Here is a 23,556-nt window from a genome sequence, read left to right on the forward strand (position 1 = left end):
TATATCCTGATTCGCCCCGTCACCCTCGCCAGAAATACCTGCTGACGGTAAAAGGACTGGCTCTTTACAATAGCATATGCCATGGGGACAGTTGATATATAGAAGGCTGATGGCTGAAGGAAGTTGAAAGGTGAAGGGAGAATAGCTGAGGGCTGTTCCCCAGGAAAATTGGCAAAAAGTTTGGAAGTTCACTCTAAAAGAAGTATCTTTGCAGGCAAATTATACTCATAAATTTTAAACATTACAATTATGAAAGAAGAAGAGAAAAAGAAGAAAGTGGAGCTCAACGATGAGGAGCTCAATGACGTAGCAGGTGGTGGACATTATGGTCACAATGGTCAGAATGCTCATAAAGATGGCCGGCTATAGGTCTACTTAATATAAAGGTGCGCTCGAGCTATGCTCGCTTGCCGCTCGGCTTTGCCGCTTTCTACCGAAGGGACGAAAGAACCGAAGGGACGCAAGAAAGAGGAGGGGATAGCTTTGCTACCTCCTCCTCTTTTTCATTGACCCACTGTGATGTACTTCCTAAAATAAGAACGGGACGCAAGAAAGGTGAAAGGTGAGGGCAGTCACTTTTGGGTCTTTCCTGACGTTCCTTTCATCCGTTCCGATGGTGTTTTGCGGTCGTTCCGATGATACTTTAGGGGGGTAAAGTATCATCGGAACGAGTCGTAGATGCCATCGGAAACACCCGAAGATGACGTCGGAACGGGTGTAAGATGACGTCGGTCACAGAGCTGCATACCAGAGTGATAGTTTGCACGCAGAATTCGAGGCGAATTTACGCAGAATTCAGACAATAACAAGCAATGAAGCAAAGGGTATAAAAAGTTCAAAAAAAATTGGTTTTTCGCTCGGTTTAGATAAATTTCTTACGCTCAAGAATGCAAATTTATTTGCTTTCTCTTCGCTTAATCGAAATTTTGCACTACCTCTGAGGCTACGCCTCGAAGGTACTCCCGCTCGAAAATACTCAAAGACTCCGAGTTTACTCGCCTGAACACCGCTAAAAAAAAGAAATGAGTGAAGAAATTTGGTATTTTACTCGCTTATTCGTACCTTTGCAAATGATATTGGAGTTCGGGATTTACCGATAGTTGCTTTATAAGGACTATATACGATATAGTCCCTATCCCTATAGATAGGGACATATAGTCATAGATAGACCAATAGAGGTCTATCATGACGTATATGAGAACTGGAGAATAGGATAATTGAATATGAGACATAAGAACGACATAGCTCTGGCGGCGACGACGGCCAGAAGCTACAACACATAAATCAGGGGGTCGGAGAGAGTGATCATTCTCCGACCCTTATACTTCGTTGTTATACAGCTTCTAGCCATACTCTAGCCATACTCTAGGCTGCTTCTAGGCATACTCTAGCCATACTCTAGGCTTACTCATTCAGTATGGGTAGAGTATGGGTAGAGTATGGCTACACTATGGGAAGTACGACTGATGTCCGGTAATCTTTTTTACCTTTCTGTTTGTTTACCAATGAATTCTATTTCTACTATGCGTAGTTCGTTCTTGGTCTCGGCTCCTTTGGCGGCTTTGAACAGGTCGAGTTCCCCAGCAGCTGGTTCTGCCACCTCAACGATGCCACCGAAGGCATCTTTGTCTTTGCCAGCGCCGCGTAGCCGGATGGTGATTTCGTCAGTTACTACACGTCGCATGGGAGTGAGGTGGATATAGCCGAGGCTACGTTCTGTATCGCCGCTCCAGATGAGTTGGTCGCCAGCATAGATGTCTAATGGATAGCTGCGCAGACGCCAGCCCGTGAGCTTAAGACAGATATCATCGATAGCAGCCTTCTCTGTTAACTTATAAGTAATCCAGGCAGTAGAGAGCCGTCCGTCATTCTTCCATTCAGATAGTTCGTTGTCATCATAGCTGTTAATGGCGTGCTCACTGTCGTGACCAGCTGTGGCAGAAGCGATTTCTATACCTCGTGCCTGTTCTGTGTATGATGGAGTGAGTGGTGTCTCTCCTCGATTAAGGTGACTTTTGAGGGTAAGTTGTGGCTGATAGTGTTCTTTGTCAACAGTTTCACTCTTCACCGACAGATATGCCGGTTTCACACCATCGGCATAGGCAGAGAGGTTGATATCGCCTGCATTCACCGTACTTCTTACCAGCACACGGTTGATGCCGCACTCTACTGGCAGCGACATAGCACCGACAAAATTGTCGTTTCGTCCTGTGGCTATACCGCCTATCCATTGTCCTTCACCATTGAGCTCGAAATGAATCATGCGATTGTCCAACGGACAACGTCTGCCTTGTTTGTCTACGACCTCCACTTGGAAGAGCACCATATCGGCACCATCGGCTTTAGTACCTTCAGGATTCTCGATAGCTGTGAGTTTTAATTGATACGGTTCGCCCACCGTCTCGAGCTTGAAACGGCTACCGTCAGAGCCTACGGCTTCGAGCACACCGGGCTCAAAGGTAATACTATCGAAGGTAAAGAGATAGCGATAGCTCTGCTTTCCTTTGCCAAGTGATTTGCCATTAAGGAACAACTCGACGGAATCGGCTGTGGACACCACATAGACAGGTTTCTGTGTACCGCTTTCGTAGTTCCAATGCCCTACGATATACGTCCTTTCTTTTTCCGGCTCTACCCATCCGTCCCACATCACCTGATGTACGAAGAAAGCATCTTTGGGAATGCGCATGGCATCGGTGACACCACTGGTGCGGTAGTTTGACTCGCCGCGATGGTGGGTATTGGTATCGCTGAAGACAATCTTTACGCCACCGCTTGAGACACGTGTGCCTGTGCCAGGACGTTCCCGCCAGTAGTCGTACCAGCGACGCACCATCTCCACGGCAAACTGATCCATGTTATGATTATACTCCAAGGCGGGTCCTCCGCGATAGAGTGGGCCGTCGCCCTCTTTATGATAGGGGTAACTCTGCTCATCCCAATATTTACGTAGTCCCTCGTCGCGACAGTACTCCATTGCCCACATGGGGTGCTTATGAGACTTGTTGATGTAGAGCATCTCACCGCCATACTCCGCCTCATTGATGTCGAGCATCTCACGACTGCCGATGGCGCGTCCTCCGTGAGGGTCATATTTGTCGCGAATGGCTTTCATCTCTAACATATGTTCGCGACTGATGCTTTCGTTGCCACATTCATAGAACAGAATCGAGGGGTTGTTACGGTTGTAAATGATAGCGTCGCGCATCAGAGCCGTGCGTTGTTGCCAGCGGGCACCCTCCACATCCTTCTCGGCATCACCGGCAGGCATGGCCTGTGGCAATCCTACACGGTCGCAGCTTTCGATGTCCTGCTTCCACGGCGTGACGTGCATCCAGCGCACCATGTTCGCGCCGCTCTCCACCATTAGGCCGTTCGAATAGTCGCTGAGCCAGGAAGGCACCGAGATACCCACACCTGGCCATTCGTTTGATGTGCGCTGGGCGTATCCATGCACCATCATTACGCGGTCGTTCAGCCAAATCTTACCTTCACCGAAACGCGTTTTGCGGAAGCCTGTGCGGGTAACAACATTGTCAAAATCCTGATCGTTTTCTATCAGCCATGTTTCAACGGTATATAGGTAGCCGTAGCCCCACGACCACAGATGCAGAGGGGAAGAGGTCTGGGCAGCCGATACCGTTCCCGTCTCGCCAGGTTGCAACGTGACGACATCAGACATCGTGAAGAACCGCATCTGGCCTTCATGGTCGCACATTCTCATCCCCATCCTGAAGGTATGGGGTTTTACGTCATCGTTTCTCACCTGCGACTCGGCATGAATGGTGGCAACAGGAATATCTTTCCGAAGTCCTGTATAATAGAAATCGGTGGCATAGACGTAGGTGCCCGTCGTGCCGAGGTTGCTATAGAGCGGCAGCGTCTGGTAGAGCTTGCCCGTCTTGTGCAGCCAGACATTCTTGGGCAGACCGCCGTAGTTGGCATTGAAGTTCTTGTCGTTCCACTGGTAACGGCTGTTGAGCACGCGGTCACGATACTGCCAGCTGTTGTCGCAGCGCACAGCCATGACATTACGGCCAGCCTTCACATAAGGTGAGAGGTCGAAGCCGAAAGCCATCACGCCATTGTCGCTGAAGCCTACCTTCTGACCGTTCAGCCAAACGTCAGCACCCTGTCGTGCACCTTCGAACTCAATGAACATTTTTCCTTTGGTGTCTGCCTCCGTCAGCGTGAACGTCTTACGATACCAACAGACGGTGTCCGTGAGATTGACAATATCCTTTCGGAAAGCCTCGTTGCCGTTGAAGGCATAGGGTAGTGTCACCCGTTGCCACTGACTGTCGTCGAACTCAGGCTTCGCAGCCTCGGTGAAATCGCCCACCTGCAGTCGCCAGTCTGCGTTGAAACATATTTTCTGTCGCTCTGCAGCTTCCATGCTCATGGCGAGCACCAGCAGCATATAGAAAAGAATCCGCTTTTTCATTTTGCCTACTTCCTGTATTTCTTACCACCCTTGATATAAACGCCCTTTGTTGGTTCTGAGATTCTGCGGCCTGAGATGTCGTAAGTCACACTAGAATGTGCATCGACAACGGGACTATTGATGGCATCGACAACAGCCGTGACACGAAGGGTACCATCGGAGAGCAATGTAGAGGTGTCGAACTCATAGTCGGCTCCTTCGGCATCGACCTTCAGAACGAAAGTGCCTGTGTGAGTGCCGTTGACCTTGAAGACGGTAATCTCGTCGCCCACCTGTAGTTGACGACTGGCAGGAATCTCCACGAGGATGGTATCACCATCATGCTTCAGGTTGCCTTTTACCGTGAGACAGGTGTTGCTGGCGGCTTTCAACTGACAGAGTATAGTAGCTCCTTTCGTCAGTGTGAGGTTCTGAACAGTTGCCGTACCTGTGATGATACCTTTTGCACCCACTATCACCAATCCTGTGGTGATAGCAGTCGATGAGGTGTTGCTGAGTTCCAGCGTGCCGCCATTGACAGTGATAGGTGAAGTGCTTCCTGCGGTCTTCAGCGTCAGTCGGCCCGTGCCTTCCTTGGTGACCGCCTTGCCCTTGAAGAGTCCTGAGAACGTCATATCCTTGTTTAGATAGCCTATCTGATAGGTGGTCTGTCCTTCGAGCACACCATCGGTAGCAGTACCAGCGATGGCGCCAATCTTCAGTGTGGCAGTCTGTTGGTTGCCGCCTCCGCTTGCATAGTGTGCGATGTTGGTGGCAGCATCCACCTTGAGTGTCGCCTTCGACATGTCGGTAACGTTGCTCATCAGTCGCCACTGACTGCCAGAAGCGGTGAGAGTGCCCTCGTAGTCCTTGAAGTTCAGTCCGATATCGCAGCGTACGTATTTCGATACGATGGTCAGGTTACCCTTGCCCTTCACGCTACCATTGATTTTACCGCGCGAAGAACCCACAATCTTGTTGTTGGTACCTTCCTGAATGGTGACCACATGGTTGAAGGTTGGTACGGTAGAGGTGCTGTTGACATCCAACTGATGTACCTCGCCGCCAGCCAGCAGCATGGGTGAGCCGCTCTTGCCGAAGGTGGCGTTCCAGCTACCCTGTGCCACGATACCTTTCTTGACAATCAGTCCTGCGAAGTTATTTGCCCCACCGTAAGTAAAGTTCAGCTGTCCGGCACCATCCTTCACGAGATAACCCGTACCGCTGACGGCCCCTTTCAGCGAGAGGGCACTGTTGGCTTGGGTGATGCGGATGGTGGCTGTGTCGGTAATAGTAATCTGTCGGTCGGTACCCATGTTGTCTTTCGAGAGCACCAACGTACCGCCGTTCAGTAGCAGGTTGTCCTTGGCGGCGGTGGCAGCGCCGAGTGCACTCTTCTGTCCACCGTCGTAGAAGTTGGGTACTGTAAGCGTACCGCCGTTAACGATGGTCTTACCCGTATAGTCGCTATACTTCATGTTGAGTGTCACGTCGGCATTCCTGTTGATGGTGATGCCACCTTCGCCGCTGATGCCACCCTCGCCAGAGAGCGTGTATTTTCCGCTGTCGAAGTAAACGCCGTTGGTAACCATCATCTCGTTGACGGTGACGTTCTTCTGCTGCCCCTGCGCATTAAAGACGACGGCATCGCCTGAGACGAACGAGGTCGGGGGTGCGGAGGCAGAACCTCCGCCTATGCTGAAGTTTTGGGCCTTATAGTCCCACAACTTGCTCTCGGCACCTGTCCAGACGACATTCTGCATAGGGGCGCGCGTGGCGTGAATCTTCAGCACGAGTTTCTTGCCATCAACCACCACAAGGTCGTAGTTGATGCCCTCCAAGCCACGGGTCTTCAGTTTCGTCACATCACAGGTCAGCGTGCCCGTACACTCGGCCACCACATAGTCAGCAGCCTCCTGACTGCCCAGGTTGACGGTGAGGTAGTTGGTATTCTTGAAGGTGAGGTCGCCCTCCACGATGAGACCGAAGCAAGCAGGAATCGGCTTACCGTCACCTCCATCGGGATAGAGCAGACTTGCATCCACCTCTAAATATACATTGCCAGGGAGGGTCATGCTCTTCTTCGATGTGATGTGACTGCTGACAGTCTTGAGTCGGCAGCCTTCGTAGTTCAATGCTCCCTCGAAGGTGATAGTGTCCTTCAGTACGACATTACCACTCAGGGTGCCGCGGGCGCGAAGTTCCACGGGCCCGGCAATGGTTCCGTTAACGATAAGAGTGCCCTCACTAATGAGGTTCTTACCAGTATGTCCAAGATTACAGTTGAACGTCGCCGTTCCCTGCATCGACTTGATCAGTTGGCCGTTGCCCGTTGTGCCCGTACCCTTGAACACGTAGTCGTGACCACGAGGATTCATCAGGTAAAGGGTGGTCGGAGATTCGCCATTCACGTCGAAGACAGAGCCGTTGGCGTTTTGAAGGTCGAACATCACGCTTTTGCCACTGACCATCTGGTTGCGCACATCGGCCACAAAGACAGGCGGCAGTGGTGGCATAGGCATATCGCCACCCAGATAGAAGCCCGTGTTGGGGTGCTGATAGTAGCCGCGGGTGGTGCAGTCGCCGCGGTAGTGTGGGTCTTGCTGCAGACAGTAGATGCTATAGCTGGTGGGCATGGCAGTGGTATATCCCACGAGTCCCGTACATCCGTTGTCATCCTGTTTGGCCAGCAGCACCTCCTCGCGCCAGTCACCGATGATGTCGCCCATGAATGCCGGACGCGTACCGGTGGCAGCATGTGTGGCCCAGTTGCTTTCCTGCGAGAACTCTGCCAATCGGTCACCCAGCACCTTCGACACCATGAGGTTGGTGCCCCATCCGCTACCGCCAGGCGAGTTGAGCCATTCGCGCTGCAGGTCTCCGTCCCACCAGCAGCCCTCGTACATCGAGCCGCTACGTGTCTGTCCCGTCTTTTCTCCTTTGCAGTCATAGACATACTCGTCGGCATAGCTCAGTATCTCATAACCCTTGTGCGAGGCATCCATATCGAGACAGGTGCCGCGGCCTACATCATAGACCGATGGCAGATACCACTCCTTGATATGCTCTGCGGTGCGTGCGTCATAGAGCAGCTGACCCAGCAGGGCGCTCTGTTGTATGGCATAGACCTCCAGTCCTGGACGATCGGGGTCAATATCGCTCAACACATAGCGGTCTCCGTGACCTATGCCCGCACTGGCAAACCATCCCGTGTGTGGATTCACCGAATAGCCGCCCTGTATCATCTCGTCGGTACCATCGCCATCAACGTCGGCCACACGCAGTTGATGAAACTCGGCAGGCCAGGGTTTCTTGTCGTTACGGCTCCAGGTGTGAGAGTGGTGCCAGTTGGTAGGTGTGCCGTCGGTCCAGTCGTAGTCCCATGTAAAGACGTAGTTATGGTGCGTCTTGTTGTTGTCGCGATCCAGACACTCCATCACCAGCGAGGGATGGATGCCGTCCAGATAACAGATGGCGAAGTGTCCGTCCATAGCCGAGTAGCCGTCACTCATATAGTTTGGTCTCGAGGTACGGGTGTAGCTGTCGCTGCCATCGTGTACCTCGTTGTATTTCAGTTCGCTGGCAGCAATCTCCTCGCCTGTCAGTCCGTCGATGACACTGATATAGAACGGACGGTTTCTCGCCGTTTGCGTACGATAGTCCACGATGCCGTCGCCATCGACGTCGGCTACGCTGCTGCCCATGGCGTATTTTCCCCACGTCTCGTTCTGCTTGTCCCAGAAACGGGTGCCGTCGCTACTTTTGATCATTACCTCGCAGCGTCCGTCGCAGTTGATGTCCCATGCCACCACCATGTCGTTCTGTCCGGCACTGATATTAACATTGGGTCCCATATCTACCGTCCATAGCAGTTCGCCGGTGAAACGGTAGGCCTGAATCTTATGGCTTGTGGTGGCGGTATTCTCGGTATCCTCCTCACCAGATGCTGCACCGGCATACAGACGGTCCACAACCACGGCATCGTATTCGCCGTCGCCATCGGTATCCATAGGCCAGCAGAACTTGGTGCGATAGTCATTGCGCTGAATCACGCTATTGTCGAAGTTGATGTTCAGCCAGACGTTGGGCCAGGGCTGTGTCTTGTAGAGGAACGGCTTGCTCATAGCTCCCTCCACACCTTCTGGACTGATAGCCGTTACGGCATATTCTGTGTTGTTGGTGAGTGATGTGGGTTTGTAGTTGGTTACCTTCAGCGGTGTGTCGTTTAGCTTCGTATAGTCCGCAGAGCCCGCCGTCCGCTTATATATATTATAGGTGGTGCCTTCCGGTTCCTGTGCCAGCTTGCGCCAAGAGATAAGGCTGCCTGTCCCGCCCGAAGAGGTGACACTGCGGATGGAGCTGCCAGAGCGGTTTACGGCAACGACACCTCGGTCCAGTGGCTGTTGCATCCGCTGGGCATTCAGGGTAAGGGGTTCCGTTACTAAAGAAAGAAGAGCCACGAAGCCAAATGTCGTGGCATGGCTGAATAATGTTTTTAGTAGTTTCATGTCAGTTATTGTTGTAATAAGTAGTTTTCGGGTGCAAAGGTAGGAAAAAAAACGATACGATACAAATTATTTAAATAAAAAAAGATTGGCTTTCGCCAATCCTTTTGAGCCTCTTGTCGGATTCGAACCAACGACCCCGAGATTACAAATCACGTGCTCTGGCCAACTGAGCTAAAGAGGCGGGTGGGCAAGCGATCTATATCGCACCGCTACAACCAAGTACCTTTGCTATGTTCCCATCCTGGAGGATTCCGAGGGAGCTGGTCGTACAGGACTTGCCCATGATATGTATGCTTTCCTCCGAAAGCGGGTGCAAAGGTACGAAAAAAAGTGAAGAGTGAAGCGTGTAGAGTGAAGAATTTGCTCCCGCCTTTGAATTTTTAACTATTTTTTAAGACCTTGGCCACGTTATGTGCGGGAAAATGCGTAATTTTGCAGCGAAATAGTAAATTGTTTAGGAGTGACAGCACCAGAATACATTCAATTGAAGGCTTTTGCCCGCATCGACGGAGCCCTGCTGGCCCTGATGCTGGTAGTAGCCTTCGCGTGTTATATCGTAGGTCTTACCTCGCCCACCTACGGGTTTCTGGCATTGCTTGCCATCGTGCTGACGCCAGTCTTTGTGGGGGTTCGCCTGCGTCGTTTCCGTGATGAGGGTCTTGAAGGCACCATCTCGTTTCTTCGTGGCTGGGCCTACGTCTCGCTGATGTTCTTCTATGGCGGTCTGCTGTTTGCATTGGCCCAGTATGCTTATCTGGCCTATCTGGATCACGGCTATATGCTGTCGGTGATTACCGGTATGATGTCAGAACCCCAGAATGCGGAGTTGATCAAGCAGTTGGGCATGTCAGATCAGGTCAACGAGAGTCTTCATGTGTTGCAGACGATGCGTCCCATCGACTTTGCACTGGAAATGCTGACGACGCTCCTGATGGTAGGCGTCATGTTGGGCGTGCCTATTGCTGCGCTGGTGCAGAGAAAAGTAAAAAAGTAAAAAATACAAAGAACAATGGATATATCAGTAGTAATACCTCTTTATAATGAGGAAGAGTCGATTCCCGAGCTCTTTGCTTGGATAGAACGTGTGATGAACGAGCATCACTTCTCTTACGAGGTGATTTTCATTAGCGACGGCTCTACCGACCGCTCTTGGGAGCTGATTTGCGACCTCAAGGCAAAGTCGTCATGCGTCAAGGGTATCAAGTTCCGTCGCAACTACGGCAAGAGTCCCGCCCTCTATTGCGGCTTTGCCGAGGCCCAGGGTGATGTGGTGATTACGATGGATGCCGACCTTCAGGACTCTCCCGACGAGATTCCCGAGCTGTACCGTATGATTAAGGAAGAGAGGTATGACCTGGTGTCGGGTTATAAGCAGAAGCGCTACGACCCGCTGTCGAAGACGCTGCCTACGAAGCTCTTCAATGCTACGGCCCGTGCCGTCAGCGGTATCAATAACCTGCACGACTTCAACTGCGGCCTGAAGGCCTATCGCCGCGATGTGGTGAAGAATATCGAGGTTTATGGTGAGATGCACCGTTACATTCCCTATTTGGCTAAGCAGGCTGGCTTTGGTAGGATAGGGGAGAAGGTGGTACAGCACCAGGCCCGTAAGTATGGCGCCTCAAAGTTCATGGGTTGGAACCGCTTTGTCAATGGCTATCTTGACCTGCTGACGCTGTGGTTCCTGAGCACCTTTGGCAAGAAGCCCATGCATGTGTTCGGTTTCCTGGGCACCATCATGTTCCTCATTGGTTTCTTTGCCGCCTTCCTGTTGGCAGTAGGTAAGGTGTTCGGTCTTCTGTGGATCACCGACTCTGCCTTCTTCTACCTCTCGCTGACCATGATGATTCTGGGTACGCAGTTCTTCCTGGCAGGTTTCCTTGGCGACCTTATCAGCCGTACGTCGAATGTACGTAATGACTATCAAATAGAAGAGAAGATAGGATGAGACGTCTGTTCCTTCTGCTTATCCTCTCTGTTGTGCTGGTGGCCTGCTCCAGTATAGAGTGTCCTATCGAGAATACGGTAGCGGTCAACTATGCTGTGATGAAATATCAGAATGGTGAAGAGGTGGCTGACACCTTGAATGATACTCTCTGGGTGTGGTCGCGTCGTGCCGACGGTGATGACACCCTGTTGTATAATCGTGGGGTTAATGTCCGCTCTTTTAGTTTGCCAACAAGCTATCAGGGACCTCAGGATACATTGATTTTCCTGACTGTCGATACCTTACAGAACTTCGACGTCGACACGGTGTGGATCAGCAAGGAAGATATTCCCCACTTCGAATCAGTGGACTGTGCCGTTCGCTACTTCCACAAGATCACCGATGTGAGGAGTACCCATGAAGCCATCGATACAATCATCATTAATAATTCATCAGTAACCTATGACTCGTCGGTCAAGCATCTGTACATTCATTTCAAGAAGTAAGTTGTGGCTGGTGACGCTTATCGTCTTCCACCTGTCGCTGCTCTCTGCCTCGGCTCAGGGCTTCTTGAAGCTGCAGCAGGACTCTATCCCGTTCTTCCGGGGTTTTGCCGTCTCTGCCGACTTGGTGGGTCTGGCTCAGATGCAGCTTGGTGACTACGGACAATATGAGGCAGCACTGCGACTCAACCTTCACGACCAGTATTTCCCCATTGTGGAGCTGGGTGTTGGCAAGGCCAATCATGTGGATGATGAGGTGACGCATATCACTTACAAGACCAGTGCCCCCTATTTCCGTGTGGGTGTCGATGTGAATATCGCGAAGAACAAACATGCTAACAACCGCATCTATGTAGGTGTGCGCTATGCCTATACCAGTTATAAGGTGGATGTAAACCGTTCGCCCTTTGAAGACCCGGTATGGAAAAACACCACGTATTACGACGTGTCGGATGTGGCTTGCTCGCAACACTGGGCCGAAGTGCTCTTCGGCATCGATGCCCAGCTGGTGGGTCCGCTGCATCTGGGATGGAGTGTGCGTTATCGCAACCGCTTATCCAACGACGACGGCATCATTGGTAAGACGTGGTATGTGCCGGGCTATGGCATACAGGACACGTCGAATCTGGGTGCCACTTTCAATGTCAGCATTGATATTTAAGATATGATGAGGAGGTTCCTGTTTATCGGTTTTGGTTTGTTGCTTCTGGTATCCTGCACGGAAAAGGCGGCGTTCCAGAAGAACAGCAACTTGGTGTTTGGCACCATTTATAACATCACCTATCAGTATGCCGACGACCTGCAGGCTGAGATCGAGGCCGAGTTGCAGAAGGTAGATGGTGAGTTTTCGATGTTTAACCCCCAGTCAACTGTTGCCCGCATCAACGGCGGCGACTCTACAGTGGAGCGTTCCGCCATGTTCCGCGAGATTTTCGAGCTGGCGAAGACCGTTAACAAGGAGACCAATGGCGCCTTCGATATCCATGTGGCTCCGCTGGTCAATGCCTGGGGCTTTGGCTTCAAACATGACCAGTTGCCTACGCCCCAACAGGTTGACAGTCTGCTGAAGATACGTGATCAGATGGATTTCAGCGCCATTGCCAAAGGCTATGGCTGTGATGTGGTGGCCCGTCTGCTGCGGTCTCATGGTATCGAGAACTTCATGGTGGAGATAGGTGGCGAGGTTGTGCTGAGCGGACATAACGACAAAGGCCAGCCTTGGCATATCGGTGTCAACAAACCTGTGGAGAACCCCGAGGATGGCGACCTCCAGACGGTGCTGAGTATCACCGACTGCGCCATAGCCACCAGCGGCAACTATCGCAACTTCTATTATAAGGACGGTCAGCGCTATGCCCATACCATCGACCCCCGCACAGGCTATCCCGTGCAGCATAGTCTTCTCTCGGCGACCGTGGTGGCTGCCGACTGTGCCACTGCCGATGCCTATGCCACCTCGTTTATGGTGCTGGGTCTTGACAGTGCCCAGGCTGTGCTTAACAGTCATCCCGAGTTGAAGGCCTATCTGATATATAGCGATGAGTCAGGACAGATGTCGGTATGGCGTTCTGAGACCTTAGACTGTGAATTATAATCAGTAGCACCATGAACTCCTTCCGTCTCTACGACAGTCTCCTGCAGTTTTCTTTATTCCAGGGCTTGAGCCGTGCCGAGCTGTTGCAACTCACGGGTCAGACCAAGTTCGGATTCCTGAAACTGCCAGAGGGAAAGCCTGTTGTTCGTGAAGGAGAACCATGTAGTCAGCTCTATTTCCTGATTGACGGACGCTTGTCACTCACCACGATGAGTGACGATCGCCGCTATTCCGTCATAGAACAGCTGTCAGCCCCTTGGCTCCTGCAGCCCGAAGCCGTTTTCGGAGCCCATCCGCAATACACCTGCACTGTTTCTACGCTAACGGAATGCCATTTTATCACCCTCTCCAAAGACGAGGTGTTGCGTCTTCTTGAGGACTTCTTTATTATCCGTCTCAACCTGCTGAATCTGCTGTCCACCCAGTCCCAGCGACGGGGTCGCCAGCCTTGGCGCCGTAGTCCTGAGACCCTCCGTCAGCGCATCATCCGCTTTTTCGTAGACCACTGTCTCTATCCTGCCGGTCCGAAACAGTTTCGTATGCTGATGACACAGTTGGCCCAGGAGGTGGGCGACAGTCGTCTGGATGTCTCTCGGGTGCTTAACGCCTTGCAGACAGAAGGTCTGTTGCATCTTCGTCGCGGTATCATCGAGATACCATCACTCGAACACCTTTTAATGTAAGGCCTTTCCGTTACTTTCTGTGCCTTTCGGTTTCATCGTATTGATGAAACCCGTAGGGATTTTCCTCGCAAGAATAGGGAAACTCCCCTATAGGTTTAGGGTTTTCTATTTGTGTAACTCGTTGAAACTCCGTATCTTTGCATCAACAAAAGAATAGAAATACCATAGGTTTGTTTTTTAGGTTATTGTTTGCTTTTAGTACTGACAGGGGCGCAACCGATGTGATATCTGGATGCGCCCCTTTTTTATTTTGACCACGAAAAATGTGTTCGTCTCTACTTCTTGATAAACTTATACGTTCTGACGTGTCCCTTGCTGTCGGTCACCCTTGCTATGTAGTAGCTGCCGGGTCGTGGGTTGTCCACGGGCTGTCCAGCCAGGTTGAAGATCTGAGTCTTGGTCTGAGAATTGAGGTTTGATATTTGAGCCTCGTCAATATCCGTTGTCTTCTCAGGCTGTGGCACAGCCACCATATAGCTCGAAGCGATGTTGCTGTTGGCAATGGTGGGGATGTTCATCACAAACACGTCGTTCTGTCCGTCGGGGAAGCGTCCCACCGTCTGGTCGCTCTGGTGCTGAGCGTATGTCAGGCAGTCGCTCCAGCTCTGGTCTGCCGCTGTCAGCATCACCGTGCCGCCGTCAGCATCCAGCTTGAACTGTGCGTGCAGCTGTCCTGTCGACTCCAGCTTGTCGCACCATATAATAAGGTATCCGTGTGCGGGAATGATTGTCGATATCAGCGCGTTACCCTTGGTTATCTGGTACTTCGTCGGTTTGCTCAGGTTGTCGGTAAGGTACATACCCTCCACGTCGATAGCCTCGTCGGTTGTGTTGTACAGCTCCACCCAGTCGTTGCGTTTGAAGTATTCATTCACATAGATGCCGTTGGCAGCGCTCACCTCGTTGATACGTACCGGAGTGATGCCCTGTGCCGTGAGGTTTTCCTCGTCAAGTGCCTCGAAGACAGCCGTCAGGCTGACGGTGCTGCTTTCCGGCATAGTCATCACTGTGTCGTTGCTGACGATGCTGCTGCCGTCCTTCCATGCCACGAAGCGATAGCCTGCCGGTGCCTTGACCTTCAGTTCTACCGGTGAAAAGAGGTAGCCGTCGAATTCGCCGTAGGGCACCTCAATGCCGTTCACAAAGAGGCTTGAGCCCTCGGTGTTGCTCTTCACCGTCACGGCCTGTGCCGCCTTGCTCAGCTTGGCATTAGAAAAGTCCTTCAGATAGCTTGTCATCTTCTTCGAACGGCCCTTCAGCTCGTTCTTGATGGTGGTAGCCGATCGGCTTGCGTCGTGTCCGTCGTTCAGTCCCTGCTGTTTCATCAGGTTACACATCTGATTCACCACTGCCAGCAGCTCGTCCACGATCTCTGCGGCGCGAGTAGGTTCGAACACGCTGCCACCCACCACGCAGTAGGTGTCTATGAACTTCTTACGGTATTCATCGTTGTTCAGCATGTTGAGGAACAAGTTTACTATCTCGTTGTTGATGGCACTCGACCTTGGGTTGTTGGTATCCTTGAACTTCACGAAGTTGGTGAAGGGGTTGTTGTCGCTGTAGTTCCAGCATCCCTTGAAGGCATAGTCCAGGTCGAAGCTGATAAAGCGGTAGCGTCCGTCGTTGCGGCTGCGGTATGCCTTGATGTTGTTGTCGGGCCAGTCGTCGTTGTAGAGGAAGAAGGTGACAGCCATGTAGTTAGTAAACTCATCGATGTCGAGCAGCGTCTTCATCTCCTCGTAGGCGCTGTTGTCGGTACCCACTAGCTTACCCAGTTCAAAGATACGCTTGATCACCGAGTCGTTGCCGTTCTTCATCTCCAGGTTCTCAAAGGCGTCGAGCTCCTCGTCGTCATATCCCCAGTTGGCGTAGGCATACTTGTCGTTGTTGGGCTCTCGCATGTTGAAGACGCCGCGCAGCTCACCGTTCACATATTCTATCACGGGCACATACGACTGCACGTCAAGGTCCAGTCCCGAGCGCTGGATGATGGTCTCCAGTGCTGCGTCAAAGAATCGTGCGTTGTGACGCCAGTTGTCGTTACCGCCGTTACGTATCAGCAGCACCTTACTGCGGATATACGGTTTCTGTGGGAAGAACGAGTAGTCAAACTGGTTGTGGTCGTCAAACACCTTGCTGCTCTTCAGCTTAAACGAGCGGAATTTCAGCGAGCGGGTATAGCCACCCGAGGCGCTGATGTTCACATCCTGGTTGAAGAGCATCTTGCCGTCGGCACTCATATAGCTGAAGTTCACGGGACGGTCCCAGTCCTGGTTGTAGTTCTTAGGCTGGTCCTGTCCGTTGCCCGTCTTACCGTTGGTGCCGTCGCCGTCGCAGTCAAATCCTATCTTCGGGTCGGTGAAGTAGCGCTTGTCGCCTACGATTGAGATTACCGGCAGCGTGTAGTTGTTGCTGGTCTTGATATAACTGCGGGTCACCGGCACGCTGGGCAGGTATCCGTCCTTAAACAGTCGGAAGGTGAAGTTGGTGGTCTCAGAGATGTTGAACACGCCGTTCTCGCTCTCCTGACTGGTGACGCTGTTGTCCAGCGACTCCCACGAGATATCGTCGAAATAGAAGTTATTGTCCGTGCTCTTATCCTTGTTCAGGTTGAAGGCGATGGTCTGTAGCGAGTAGGTCACGGTGCCGCCGCCCCATCCCCAGCCCCAGCCCCAGTCCTGCTGTTCGCCGGCCTGTTCCTTGGTCAGGGTACCTTCATACACAAACTCCTTCCATTCCGTAGTCACCTGGAAGCTGCCTCCCACCACGTTGTTAGTGATATTCTCGCCAGGTGTCTTCTGAGCCTGGTTGGTGATGGTTGCCGCCTTGTCGGCACGTACCATCATACGGAAACGGAATTTTTCTCCCGTGCTCCATGTGTGGTCCGGCGTATATACAAAGAACTGTGTGGTCCAGTCGTTGGCAGCGTTAGCCACCGAGTGCACCTTCACACCACGTGAGCCGTCCACACCTACGCCGTCGGTAATTCTGTTCACCCTGCCGTTGTTGTTGCCGTTCTTCGTTACCAGACAGGTAGCATCCGTACCCTCGCAGTCGCCGTTCTTCACCCAGTCCTTCCAGGGGTTCACGCCTTCCAGCGACACTGGCAGACTGCCGTCGGTGGTGTACATCAGCTTGGCACCTTCGGGAATTGTCACCTTCACCGTCTGCGAGCTCTTAAACAGCTTGCTGTCCACGTTCACCACGGGAGCTGCCAGCCGTTCTGTGGCAAACTGTGCCGTGGCGTTGCTCTCGCCCGGTGTGGCGTTGTCAGTCCATCCCCATTCGCTGCCGCCGTCGGTCTTCAGAGCCCACGCCGTTCTGCTCATGGCTTTAGGATATTCCTGGCTTGTAACCATGTTACCGTTCTTGTCGCTCAGGTAGATGGTGCCTCCGTCGCAGTCAAGCTTAAAGGGAGCCTGGTCGCTCTTGATGTTGTTCGAGCCCAGCCACACCACCTTGAAGCCCTTGGCGGGTATGGTGCCGAAGTTATTGGGCAACTGCCAGTACTTCAGGTTGCTGGCGTCGTTACTCAGGTACATGCCTCCCAGGTTCACAGCCTGTTCGCTTGGATTATACAATTCAATCCAACTGTCGAAATTCGTTGCAGGACTCATTACTTTTCCTGCGTTTGAAGCCATCAGTTCGTTGATTACCACGATGATGGACAAAATGGTTGACCACATAATGTTTCGATAATATTTATAATTGGTTATTTTTATTAAATACGTAAGAGCGGTTCTTTTCCCGAAAAAAGTTGTGTTAAAGTCACACTATTCTTCTTATGTCACACAGATATTAATTTAGGGTCACACAGATATTAATTTAAGGTCACACAGATATCACAGATAACACAGATAATTTTTAAAGAAACGAATTAGAATAATGAGAATAATTAATCCACGAGACTTGTCGAAGACCCACGAGTACTCGCAGTAATTGGAATAAAAACTCTTTAATGAGAATAAAAAAATTATTCGTTCTCATTCGTTCTAATTATTCTAATTCGTTTCCAAGAAATAAATATTAGAAAAATTACGAGTAATTAGGGAAATTCGTTTCAAAGTAAAAGAAAACTTGTTATTCCTTTTGTGTTTTATGGGATTAGTACTACCTTTGACCTTCGGTCGAATGTAGGCTGCACCTCGATAATAAAAATAAATTCTGATTTATTTTGTATTTTGCTCGGTTTGCACTACCTTTGCACTCGAAATATTTCATAAGGGAATGAAACGAAGTATCTTAACCATCATTTCAACGGTGCTGACGATAGCGAAATCTGTGGCATCTTGTGATTTGTGTGAGATTAAACAATAAACAATAACCAATGATACAACCAATGAACAAAAAACTGTTTTCTACAGCAGCACGCCGCATCGCCGCCCTGCTGTTATTGTTGTGCCTTAGCGCCACCACGACGTGGGCCTTGCGCATCACTTGTGTGACAGAACCTAGCAACCTTAAGGGAGGTAAGGCAGCTATGTACGACCTGCTAAACTACCCCCAACGTGTGCGTGTAAGACCCAACCCTGGGTTCGAAGTTAAAAAAGTGTTGTGGGAAAAGAAAGAAAACGGAGTAGTAACAAGTCATAGGACACTCAAAAAGAAAGGAGTGAAAGAATCAACTCGTGATGAGTACTACGACGTGCCAGAAGTTACAGGCTGCTATCTCACCGTGACCTTCCATCAGCTAAGCGACAACGTGGAGGTGAACTTCGACATGAATGGTTTAGGTAGCCCTGAGCCCGTCACCCTGAATCTGCATATCGACGACCTTGTGCCAGAACCCACCGCCCCAACGGATATCAATTTCAATTTCCTTGGCTGGTTCACTGATGAGAAGTTTAAAACCCCCTTCAACTTCAACAATGCTCTTGACTATAGCCTGCCATTCGAAGTCGACAACGAAAAACTTGTCCTGAACCTCTATGCCAAATGGGAATCGAAGTGGGATTGGAAGTTTGCAACAACAGAGAATAAAGATCTCTGTATTATAGGCCCTGGCCCGATGGATGACTACAAATCAGGTAAAACCCCCTGGTATAAACAAAGGAATACCATCAACACGATAAACATAGGTGACGGTGTGACACACATTGGTAATTATGCTTTTAAGGATTTGAAAGATGTCAAGACGGATGTCACTATCCCTGCCAGCGTGAAGACTATCGGCCACTCTGCTTTTACTAATTTGTCGGCATCTGGTTCTGTCATCAATATTACTATTCCGACAGGCAGCCAGCTCGACTCCATCGACAAATATGCATTTAAATCTGCCCAAGCCTATATAGACTTGAGCAACAGTACGCTGCTCACAAAAATTGACAATAGTGTTTTCACAAGCGTAGGTGGTAATGTCATCCTGCCTGCCAGCGTGGATACCATCGTACCTAAAGCGTTTAGCAAATTTGAGGGCTATCATGTTTATATCCCCGTGCCAGAAGGCAAGGCACTTACAGTGAACGGCAGTGCTTATAGCGGCGGAATGACCGATGGCAAGGCCGACATCATCAGCTATCTGTTCAAAAATACTTCTAAAAGGGGATCAAGTCTGGCCGTCAAAATCAAGATGGTATCGCTGTCTGACTACGACAACGTGACGGTGAAGTTCAATGCTAATGGTTACGGCACGGCTCCTGCATGGGTGAACACGACGATTGGGCAGACCATAACCCAGCCTACAGCCCTGACAGCAGACGGCTATACCTTCCTTGGCTGGTATAAGGATGCGGCAGGTACCAAGGCTTTCGACTTCAGTACCGTGCTCAGCAGAGACGGTCTGGCCTTCAGTGGCGCCGATGAGTGTTTCATACTGCCTCTCTATGCCAAGTGGCAGAAAAACAGCTGTACGGTGACTTTCAATGGCAACGGTGCCACAGAGGGCACAATGGCTGCCGTTACACACGATGGCGGAACGTCCTATTCCATCCCTGCCTGCGGCTTCACCTATACAGGTCATAGCTTCCTGGGCTGGGCCACAAGTGCTGATGGCAGCGTTGAGTACCAGCCAAACGATGTCATCAACCCCTTGCTGAACGACCTGACTCTGTATGCTGTCTGGGACTACGAACTCACCGGCTCGTGCGGCACGAACTTAACGTGGACCTTGACCAGCAGCGCGGCAAACGGGAAATACGACAAACTCACCATCAGCGGCAGTGGTGCGATGACGGATTATGAAACTATGTTTAACACCCCCTGGTACAATCATCGAGCCACAATCAAGACGCTGATTATGGGAGAGGGCGTGACGCACATTGGCAAAAATGCCTTCAATGACCTCAGCGAAATAACGTCTGACATCACCATTCCCGCCAATGTGAAGTCCATCGGAAAGGATGCTTTTACCTATATTTCTACTTCAGAAAACAATCCTGGTGTCAGCATCGCTACCGCAACAGGCAGCCAGCTTACCTCTATTGAAGAAGATGCTTTCTATGGTGCCAATGCTTACATAGACCTGAGCAACAGCCCCCTGCTTGCTACCATTGCTAAATTTGTGTTTCGTAATGCTAAGAAGGATGTCACCCTGTCCGCCAGCGTAACTCTTATTACTGCAAATGCGTTCTGTGGATTTACAGGCGACTACGTATATATTCCCGTTGTGGAAAAAAAATATCTCATGGTAAACAAGATTGTTTATGACGATGCCATCCTGAACGAAGACCGCCTGGTCGAAATCATCGGTTATCTCTTTGGTAACCTCAGCAATAGACGTTCGAACAAAAAGATCACGCTTGCGCAGATGCTGAATCCGGATGCTAAGTTAAAAGTCACCACCGACGGACATAGCGAAGCCTACTACAAGGAAGAGGCCGATGATGAGGATGAAACCCCAGAGATTAAGAAAATAACCGAAGATACTGACGTTCACCCAGGTGCGACCGTATGGCTGAGCTGGGGTGGCGAGAATCTGGAAGAAGGAACATACGTGTCGGGATTCACCGTCACCAAGGCTGGTGGCGGCACGGTGGAAGTTAAGCCCAATGACGACAACAAGGACTACTTCTTCGTCATGCCTGAGGACGACGTAACCGTCACCACCCATACCGCCCCGAGAGAGACCTTCACCCTCGACCTGACCTCGGTTACTGTAGAAGACACCATTGTCATCAACGAGATGGTGTATATCCTGATGCAGACGCTCCAGGGCTATCTCCACGCCGAGGAAGACATTGAAACTGGTAGGTTCAAGCAATGCTACGACGTGAACTTCGACGGCAAGTACGACTTTGAACTGACATCGCCTGCTGGTGAGGAAGACGTGGTGGATCCTGACGACGATTATGCCTACGATTATGCCTACGACTATACCGTGACGCCACTCGCCGGTGCCAGTGAGGTAACCACCAACTATCTGTTCACTCCTAATTATCCCTTCCCCTACCAATACAACAAGATATTGGTGAAGTTCAAGGATAGTGAGGCGCGGGTGAACCAGATTAAGTTTGACGACCTCTACGACAGTTCCAACCTCAATTTCGATATAGTGTGCAATTGGAGCAACACGACACGCAACCTGATTATAGGCGGTCGCAAGCTCTTCCGCGATGGCGACTGGAACACCATCTGTTTGCCCTTCGACCTGACCCTTGCGGGCAGCTCGTTCGACTTCGGTGAAGACGTAGAGAACGAGGAGAAAAACCTTGAGGCCCGTCAGCTCATCGCTGCCAGCATCACCGACAAGACCCTCAACCTGACGTTCAGCGAACCTGTATCAATACTCGAGGCTGGTGTACCTTATATTATTAAGTGGGCTGTCGCTCCTCAGAACATCGAAGACCCCATATTCCTCAATGCCACCATCGCCAATGTTGCCGCCTGTGCTGGTAGCAGCAACGAAGAGAAGGTAGCTGCTTTCCTCACCAACAAGGGCTATGACAACGGCGTCGCTGGCGAAGACCGAGTACGCTTCACCGGCACCTTCGGCTGGACCCGCTTCGACAAGACCGACACGAGCATCCTCCTCCTCGGCGCTGCCAACAAGCTCTACTACCCCGAGCCTGTATACGACCCAGAGTCTGGAGTCGTGGCAACTCCCGAGCTTGGTGCCTTCCGTGCCTACTTCAAGATAGGTGAAGACGGTGCTGCCTCGGCCAGGGAAATCACCGATTTCAATATCACCTTCGATGAGCAGGGCACACAGAATGGAATAGGTCACACAGAAATCACGGAAATCACAGAAAAGGCTGCCGCCGCATGGTACGATTTGCAGGGACGTAAGCTCAACGCAAAGCCCACACAAAAGGGCCTGCATATATATAAAGGTAAAAAGGTTGTGATTAAGTAATTTAATTGTCCCGCAGAAATAAAGGAAATAGCAGAAATAGGCTGCGCATACCCAAGAGCCATTTTTCCACAGGAAAAAATTTCTTTTATTTCTTTTATTTCTGCGGGACCTTTAAAAACATCTGCGTTATCCGCGCTATCTGCGAGCCCTTTAATATAAATTTCTGTGCTTTCTGTGGTTTCTGTGTGACAAATCATCCGACTATTTGTCTGAAACCGCCCGATTATTTGTCTGTGCCCATCCGGACACGGATTTTTTGTTGTACCTTTGCACCCAGATTTAATAAATCTTTTCAGTAAATTCTATTTTAGCTATACCTTATTGACAATTTCTGATGCAGCACGACTCGCGACGAGACGTCACCTGCGAAAACGCACCGGCCCACTTCAAACAGTGAGTCGGTGCACTTCGTTTTACCCTTGACCTTCTTGCGTCCCTTCGGTAGCAAGCGAGCGAAGCTCGAGCGCGGTCTAGTCTGCTCTCGCTCGACAATGTTCAAGCAAGCTTGCCATTGTTCTCGCTTACTCGCAGCCTTCTTTGTTTATTCGAAGTTCTTGAGTTCTTCAAGATTCTGCTCTATCTCCACCATCGTATTCCTGTGTTTCTTCCATCCGAAGTAGGCACACGATCCTCCTGCGAGTACGCCGAGGCTGACAAAGAACAGTCCGAGTGGCGAAGCCGTGTGTTCAATGAATACCGTGGCACAGATGCCAAAGACGGCCAGAGGTGCGCCAATCACCGACTCATAGAAATAACAACGCTTGTAGTTGACCAGATTGCTGAGTTGCTCGGCAGGTGTCTTCATGACATTGAAGCGAGAAAGCACAGCCAGTCGGCCAATCACCATCACTACGCCAAGAACACAGACCGCCAATAAGATGTAGAATGATGTGTCGTGGAATATTCCTTTGATATGTAGCAACGGTACGATGCCAGCTGCGATAAATAATGTGTAGAAGAAGTTGAATATCGCACTTTTGTATAGCTTCTCGTAGGTCGTCTTGTTCTTGCCCTTGATGATCTCTTGCAAAGCACGCTTGTTATATACCTCACTCTTCGAGAGTCGCTCGTCGAGCATATTCCATCTTTGTTTCAAATCCTGTAGTTCCATAATTGTTTTCTGATTTAATTGGTTGTTAATGATTGGACATCTCCCTTAGTTTCGCCTTGATGCGGTTGATGCGCACTCCCACGTTCGAGACCGAGATACTGAGGATTTCCGCTATCTCTTCATAGCTCTTATCGTCAAGCCACAGCAGAATCAGCGCGCGTTCCAATTCTCCCAGCTGGCTGATGAGCCTGTAGAGTTCTTGCAGTTGTTCCCTTTCCGATTCCTCGGGGAAGAGGTCTGCCATCGACATCGTCAGGCTCACGGTCTCTGGTTGCCTATTGTTGTGGCGCAGGCGTGAGATGCAGGTGTTCATGCTGATGCGATACACCCATGTCGATGTTTTGCTCTCGTTTCGGAATTTAGGGAAACCCCTCCAGAGGTTCAGCACCACCTCTTGATAGAGGTCGTTGATGGTCTCGTCGTCGGTGACATACATGAAGCAGACCTTATATATCACCTGCTTATAGCTGTCCACCAGGCTAAGAAACCTTTGTTCTAATTCGCTTTTGTTCATTTT

General features: G+C 50.7%; 12 protein-coding genes and 1 tRNA gene. 7 read left to right on the top strand and 6 right to left on the bottom strand.

Translation table 11 applies throughout. From position 1 onward, the window contains the following. Positions 1-1,483 precede the first annotated feature (1,483 nt). From Q0R57_RS09930 to Q0R57_RS09940, 3 genes are all read right to left on the bottom strand, one after another. On the bottom strand, positions 1,484-4,444 hold the full coding sequence (locus Q0R57_RS09930; RefSeq protein WP_294746851.1) for a sugar-binding domain-containing protein: 2,961 nt from the start codon (positions 4,442-4,444) through the stop codon (positions 1,484-1,486). Between the two features lie 5 nt (positions 4,445-4,449). Next, a complete protein-coding gene (locus tag Q0R57_RS09935; protein ID WP_294746853.1) occupies positions 4,450-8,931 on the bottom strand; it encodes a cellulosome protein in 4,482 nt (1,493 codons plus the stop codon). Between the two features lie 107 nt (positions 8,932-9,038). Continuing rightward, a tRNA-Thr gene (locus Q0R57_RS09940) sits at positions 9,039-9,112 on the bottom strand. 279 nt (positions 9,113-9,391) lie between these two features. On the opposite strand from Q0R57_RS09940, the gene Q0R57_RS09945 reads away from it, so the two are divergent. Genes Q0R57_RS09945 through Q0R57_RS09970 form a run of 6 tightly spaced genes read left to right on the top strand, consistent with a single transcriptional unit; the run spans position 9,392 to position 13,638 of the window. After that, positions 9,392-9,925, top strand: coding sequence for a DUF4199 domain-containing protein (locus Q0R57_RS09945; protein ID WP_294746855.1), 534 nt, complete (start codon positions 9,392-9,394; stop codon positions 9,923-9,925). Positions 9,926-9,940: 15 nt separating this feature from the next. Next, positions 9,941-10,879 (top strand): glycosyltransferase family 2 protein, encoded by a 939-nt coding sequence (locus Q0R57_RS09950; protein ID WP_294746858.1) that lies wholly within the window; start codon positions 9,941-9,943, stop codon positions 10,877-10,879. Further along, a complete protein-coding gene (locus tag Q0R57_RS09955) occupies positions 10,876-11,364 on the top strand; it encodes a DUF6452 family protein (protein ID WP_294746860.1) in 489 nt (162 codons plus the stop codon). Before Q0R57_RS09950 ends, Q0R57_RS09955 begins: the two co-directional genes overlap by 4 nt. After that, positions 11,321-12,022 carry a DUF6048 family protein gene (locus tag Q0R57_RS09960; protein WP_294746863.1) on the top strand — a complete coding sequence of 234 codons (702 nt, stop codon included), beginning with the start codon at positions 11,321-11,323 and terminating at the stop codon, positions 12,020-12,022. The genes Q0R57_RS09955 and Q0R57_RS09960 overlap by 44 nt, the downstream gene beginning before the upstream one ends. 6 nt (positions 12,023-12,028) lie before the next feature. Continuing rightward, complete coding sequence (locus tag Q0R57_RS09965; RefSeq protein ID WP_294746960.1) at positions 12,029-12,955, top strand: FAD:protein FMN transferase; 927 nt, start codon at positions 12,029-12,031, stop codon at positions 12,953-12,955. A gap of 11 nt (positions 12,956-12,966) precedes the next feature. Next, positions 12,967-13,638 carry a Crp/Fnr family transcriptional regulator gene (locus Q0R57_RS09970; RefSeq protein ID WP_294746866.1) on the top strand — a complete coding sequence of 224 codons (672 nt, stop codon included), beginning with the start codon at positions 12,967-12,969 and terminating at the stop codon, positions 13,636-13,638. Positions 13,639-13,913: 275 nt separating this feature from the next. Here the strand turns inward: Q0R57_RS09970 and Q0R57_RS09975 are convergent, their stop codons facing one another. Further along, positions 13,914-17,324 carry a lamin tail domain-containing protein gene (locus tag Q0R57_RS09975; RefSeq protein WP_294746869.1) on the bottom strand — a complete coding sequence of 1,137 codons (3,411 nt, stop codon included), beginning with the start codon at positions 17,322-17,324 and terminating at the stop codon, positions 13,914-13,916. A gap of 653 nt (positions 17,325-17,977) precedes the next feature. Between Q0R57_RS09975 and Q0R57_RS09980 the strand changes: the two genes are divergently transcribed. Continuing rightward, positions 17,978-21,928 (top strand): InlB B-repeat-containing protein, encoded by a 3,951-nt coding sequence (locus Q0R57_RS09980; RefSeq protein ID WP_294746872.1) that lies wholly within the window; start codon positions 17,978-17,980, stop codon positions 21,926-21,928. 541 nt (positions 21,929-22,469) lie between these two features. Here Q0R57_RS09980 and Q0R57_RS09985 read toward each other — a convergent pair. Together Q0R57_RS09985 and Q0R57_RS09990 are read right to left on the bottom strand one after the other, a co-directional pair. Then, positions 22,470-23,039: a hypothetical protein gene (locus Q0R57_RS09985; protein ID WP_294746875.1), complete on the bottom strand. Its 570-nt coding sequence runs from the start codon at positions 23,037-23,039 to the stop codon at positions 22,470-22,472. A gap of 25 nt (positions 23,040-23,064) precedes the next feature. Continuing rightward, positions 23,065-23,553, bottom strand: coding sequence for a sigma-70 family RNA polymerase sigma factor (locus Q0R57_RS09990; protein ID WP_294746878.1), 489 nt, complete (start codon positions 23,551-23,553; stop codon positions 23,065-23,067). Positions 23,554-23,556 lie beyond the last annotated feature (3 nt).

This window comes from uncultured Prevotella sp., from assembly GCF_946407605.1.
Lineage (GTDB): Bacteria > Bacteroidota > Bacteroidia > Bacteroidales > Bacteroidaceae > Prevotella.

Coding starts and splice junctions, on each gene's coding strand:
- Q0R57_RS09930 (WP_294746851.1), bottom strand. CDS start 4,444: ATGAAAAAGCGGATTCTTTTCTATATGCTGCTGGTGCTCGCCATGAGC.
- Q0R57_RS09935 (WP_294746853.1), bottom strand. CDS start 8,931: ATGAAACTACTAAAAACATTATTCAGCCATGCCACGACATTTGGCTTC.
- Q0R57_RS09950 (WP_294746858.1), top strand. CDS start 9,941: ATGGATATATCAGTAGTAATACCTCTTTATAATGAGGAAGAGTCGATT.
- Q0R57_RS09955 (WP_294746860.1), top strand. CDS start 10,876: ATGAGACGTCTGTTCCTTCTGCTTATCCTCTCTGTTGTGCTGGTGGCC.
- Q0R57_RS09960 (WP_294746863.1), top strand. CDS start 11,321: ATGACTCGTCGGTCAAGCATCTGTACATTCATTTCAAGAAGTAAGTTG.
- Q0R57_RS09965 (WP_294746960.1), top strand. CDS start 12,029: ATGAGGAGGTTCCTGTTTATCGGTTTTGGTTTGTTGCTTCTGGTATCC.
- Q0R57_RS09970 (WP_294746866.1), top strand. CDS start 12,967: ATGAACTCCTTCCGTCTCTACGACAGTCTCCTGCAGTTTTCTTTATTC.
- Q0R57_RS09975 (WP_294746869.1), bottom strand. CDS start 17,324: ATGTGGTCAACCATTTTGTCCATCATCGTGGTAATCAACGAACTGATG.
- Q0R57_RS09980 (WP_294746872.1), top strand. CDS start 17,978: ATGAACAAAAAACTGTTTTCTACAGCAGCACGCCGCATCGCCGCCCTG.
- Q0R57_RS09985 (WP_294746875.1), bottom strand. CDS start 23,039: ATGGAACTACAGGATTTGAAACAAAGATGGAATATGCTCGACGAGCGA.
- Q0R57_RS09990 (WP_294746878.1), bottom strand. CDS start 23,553: ATGAACAAAAGCGAATTAGAACAAAGGTTTCTTAGCCTGGTGGACAGC.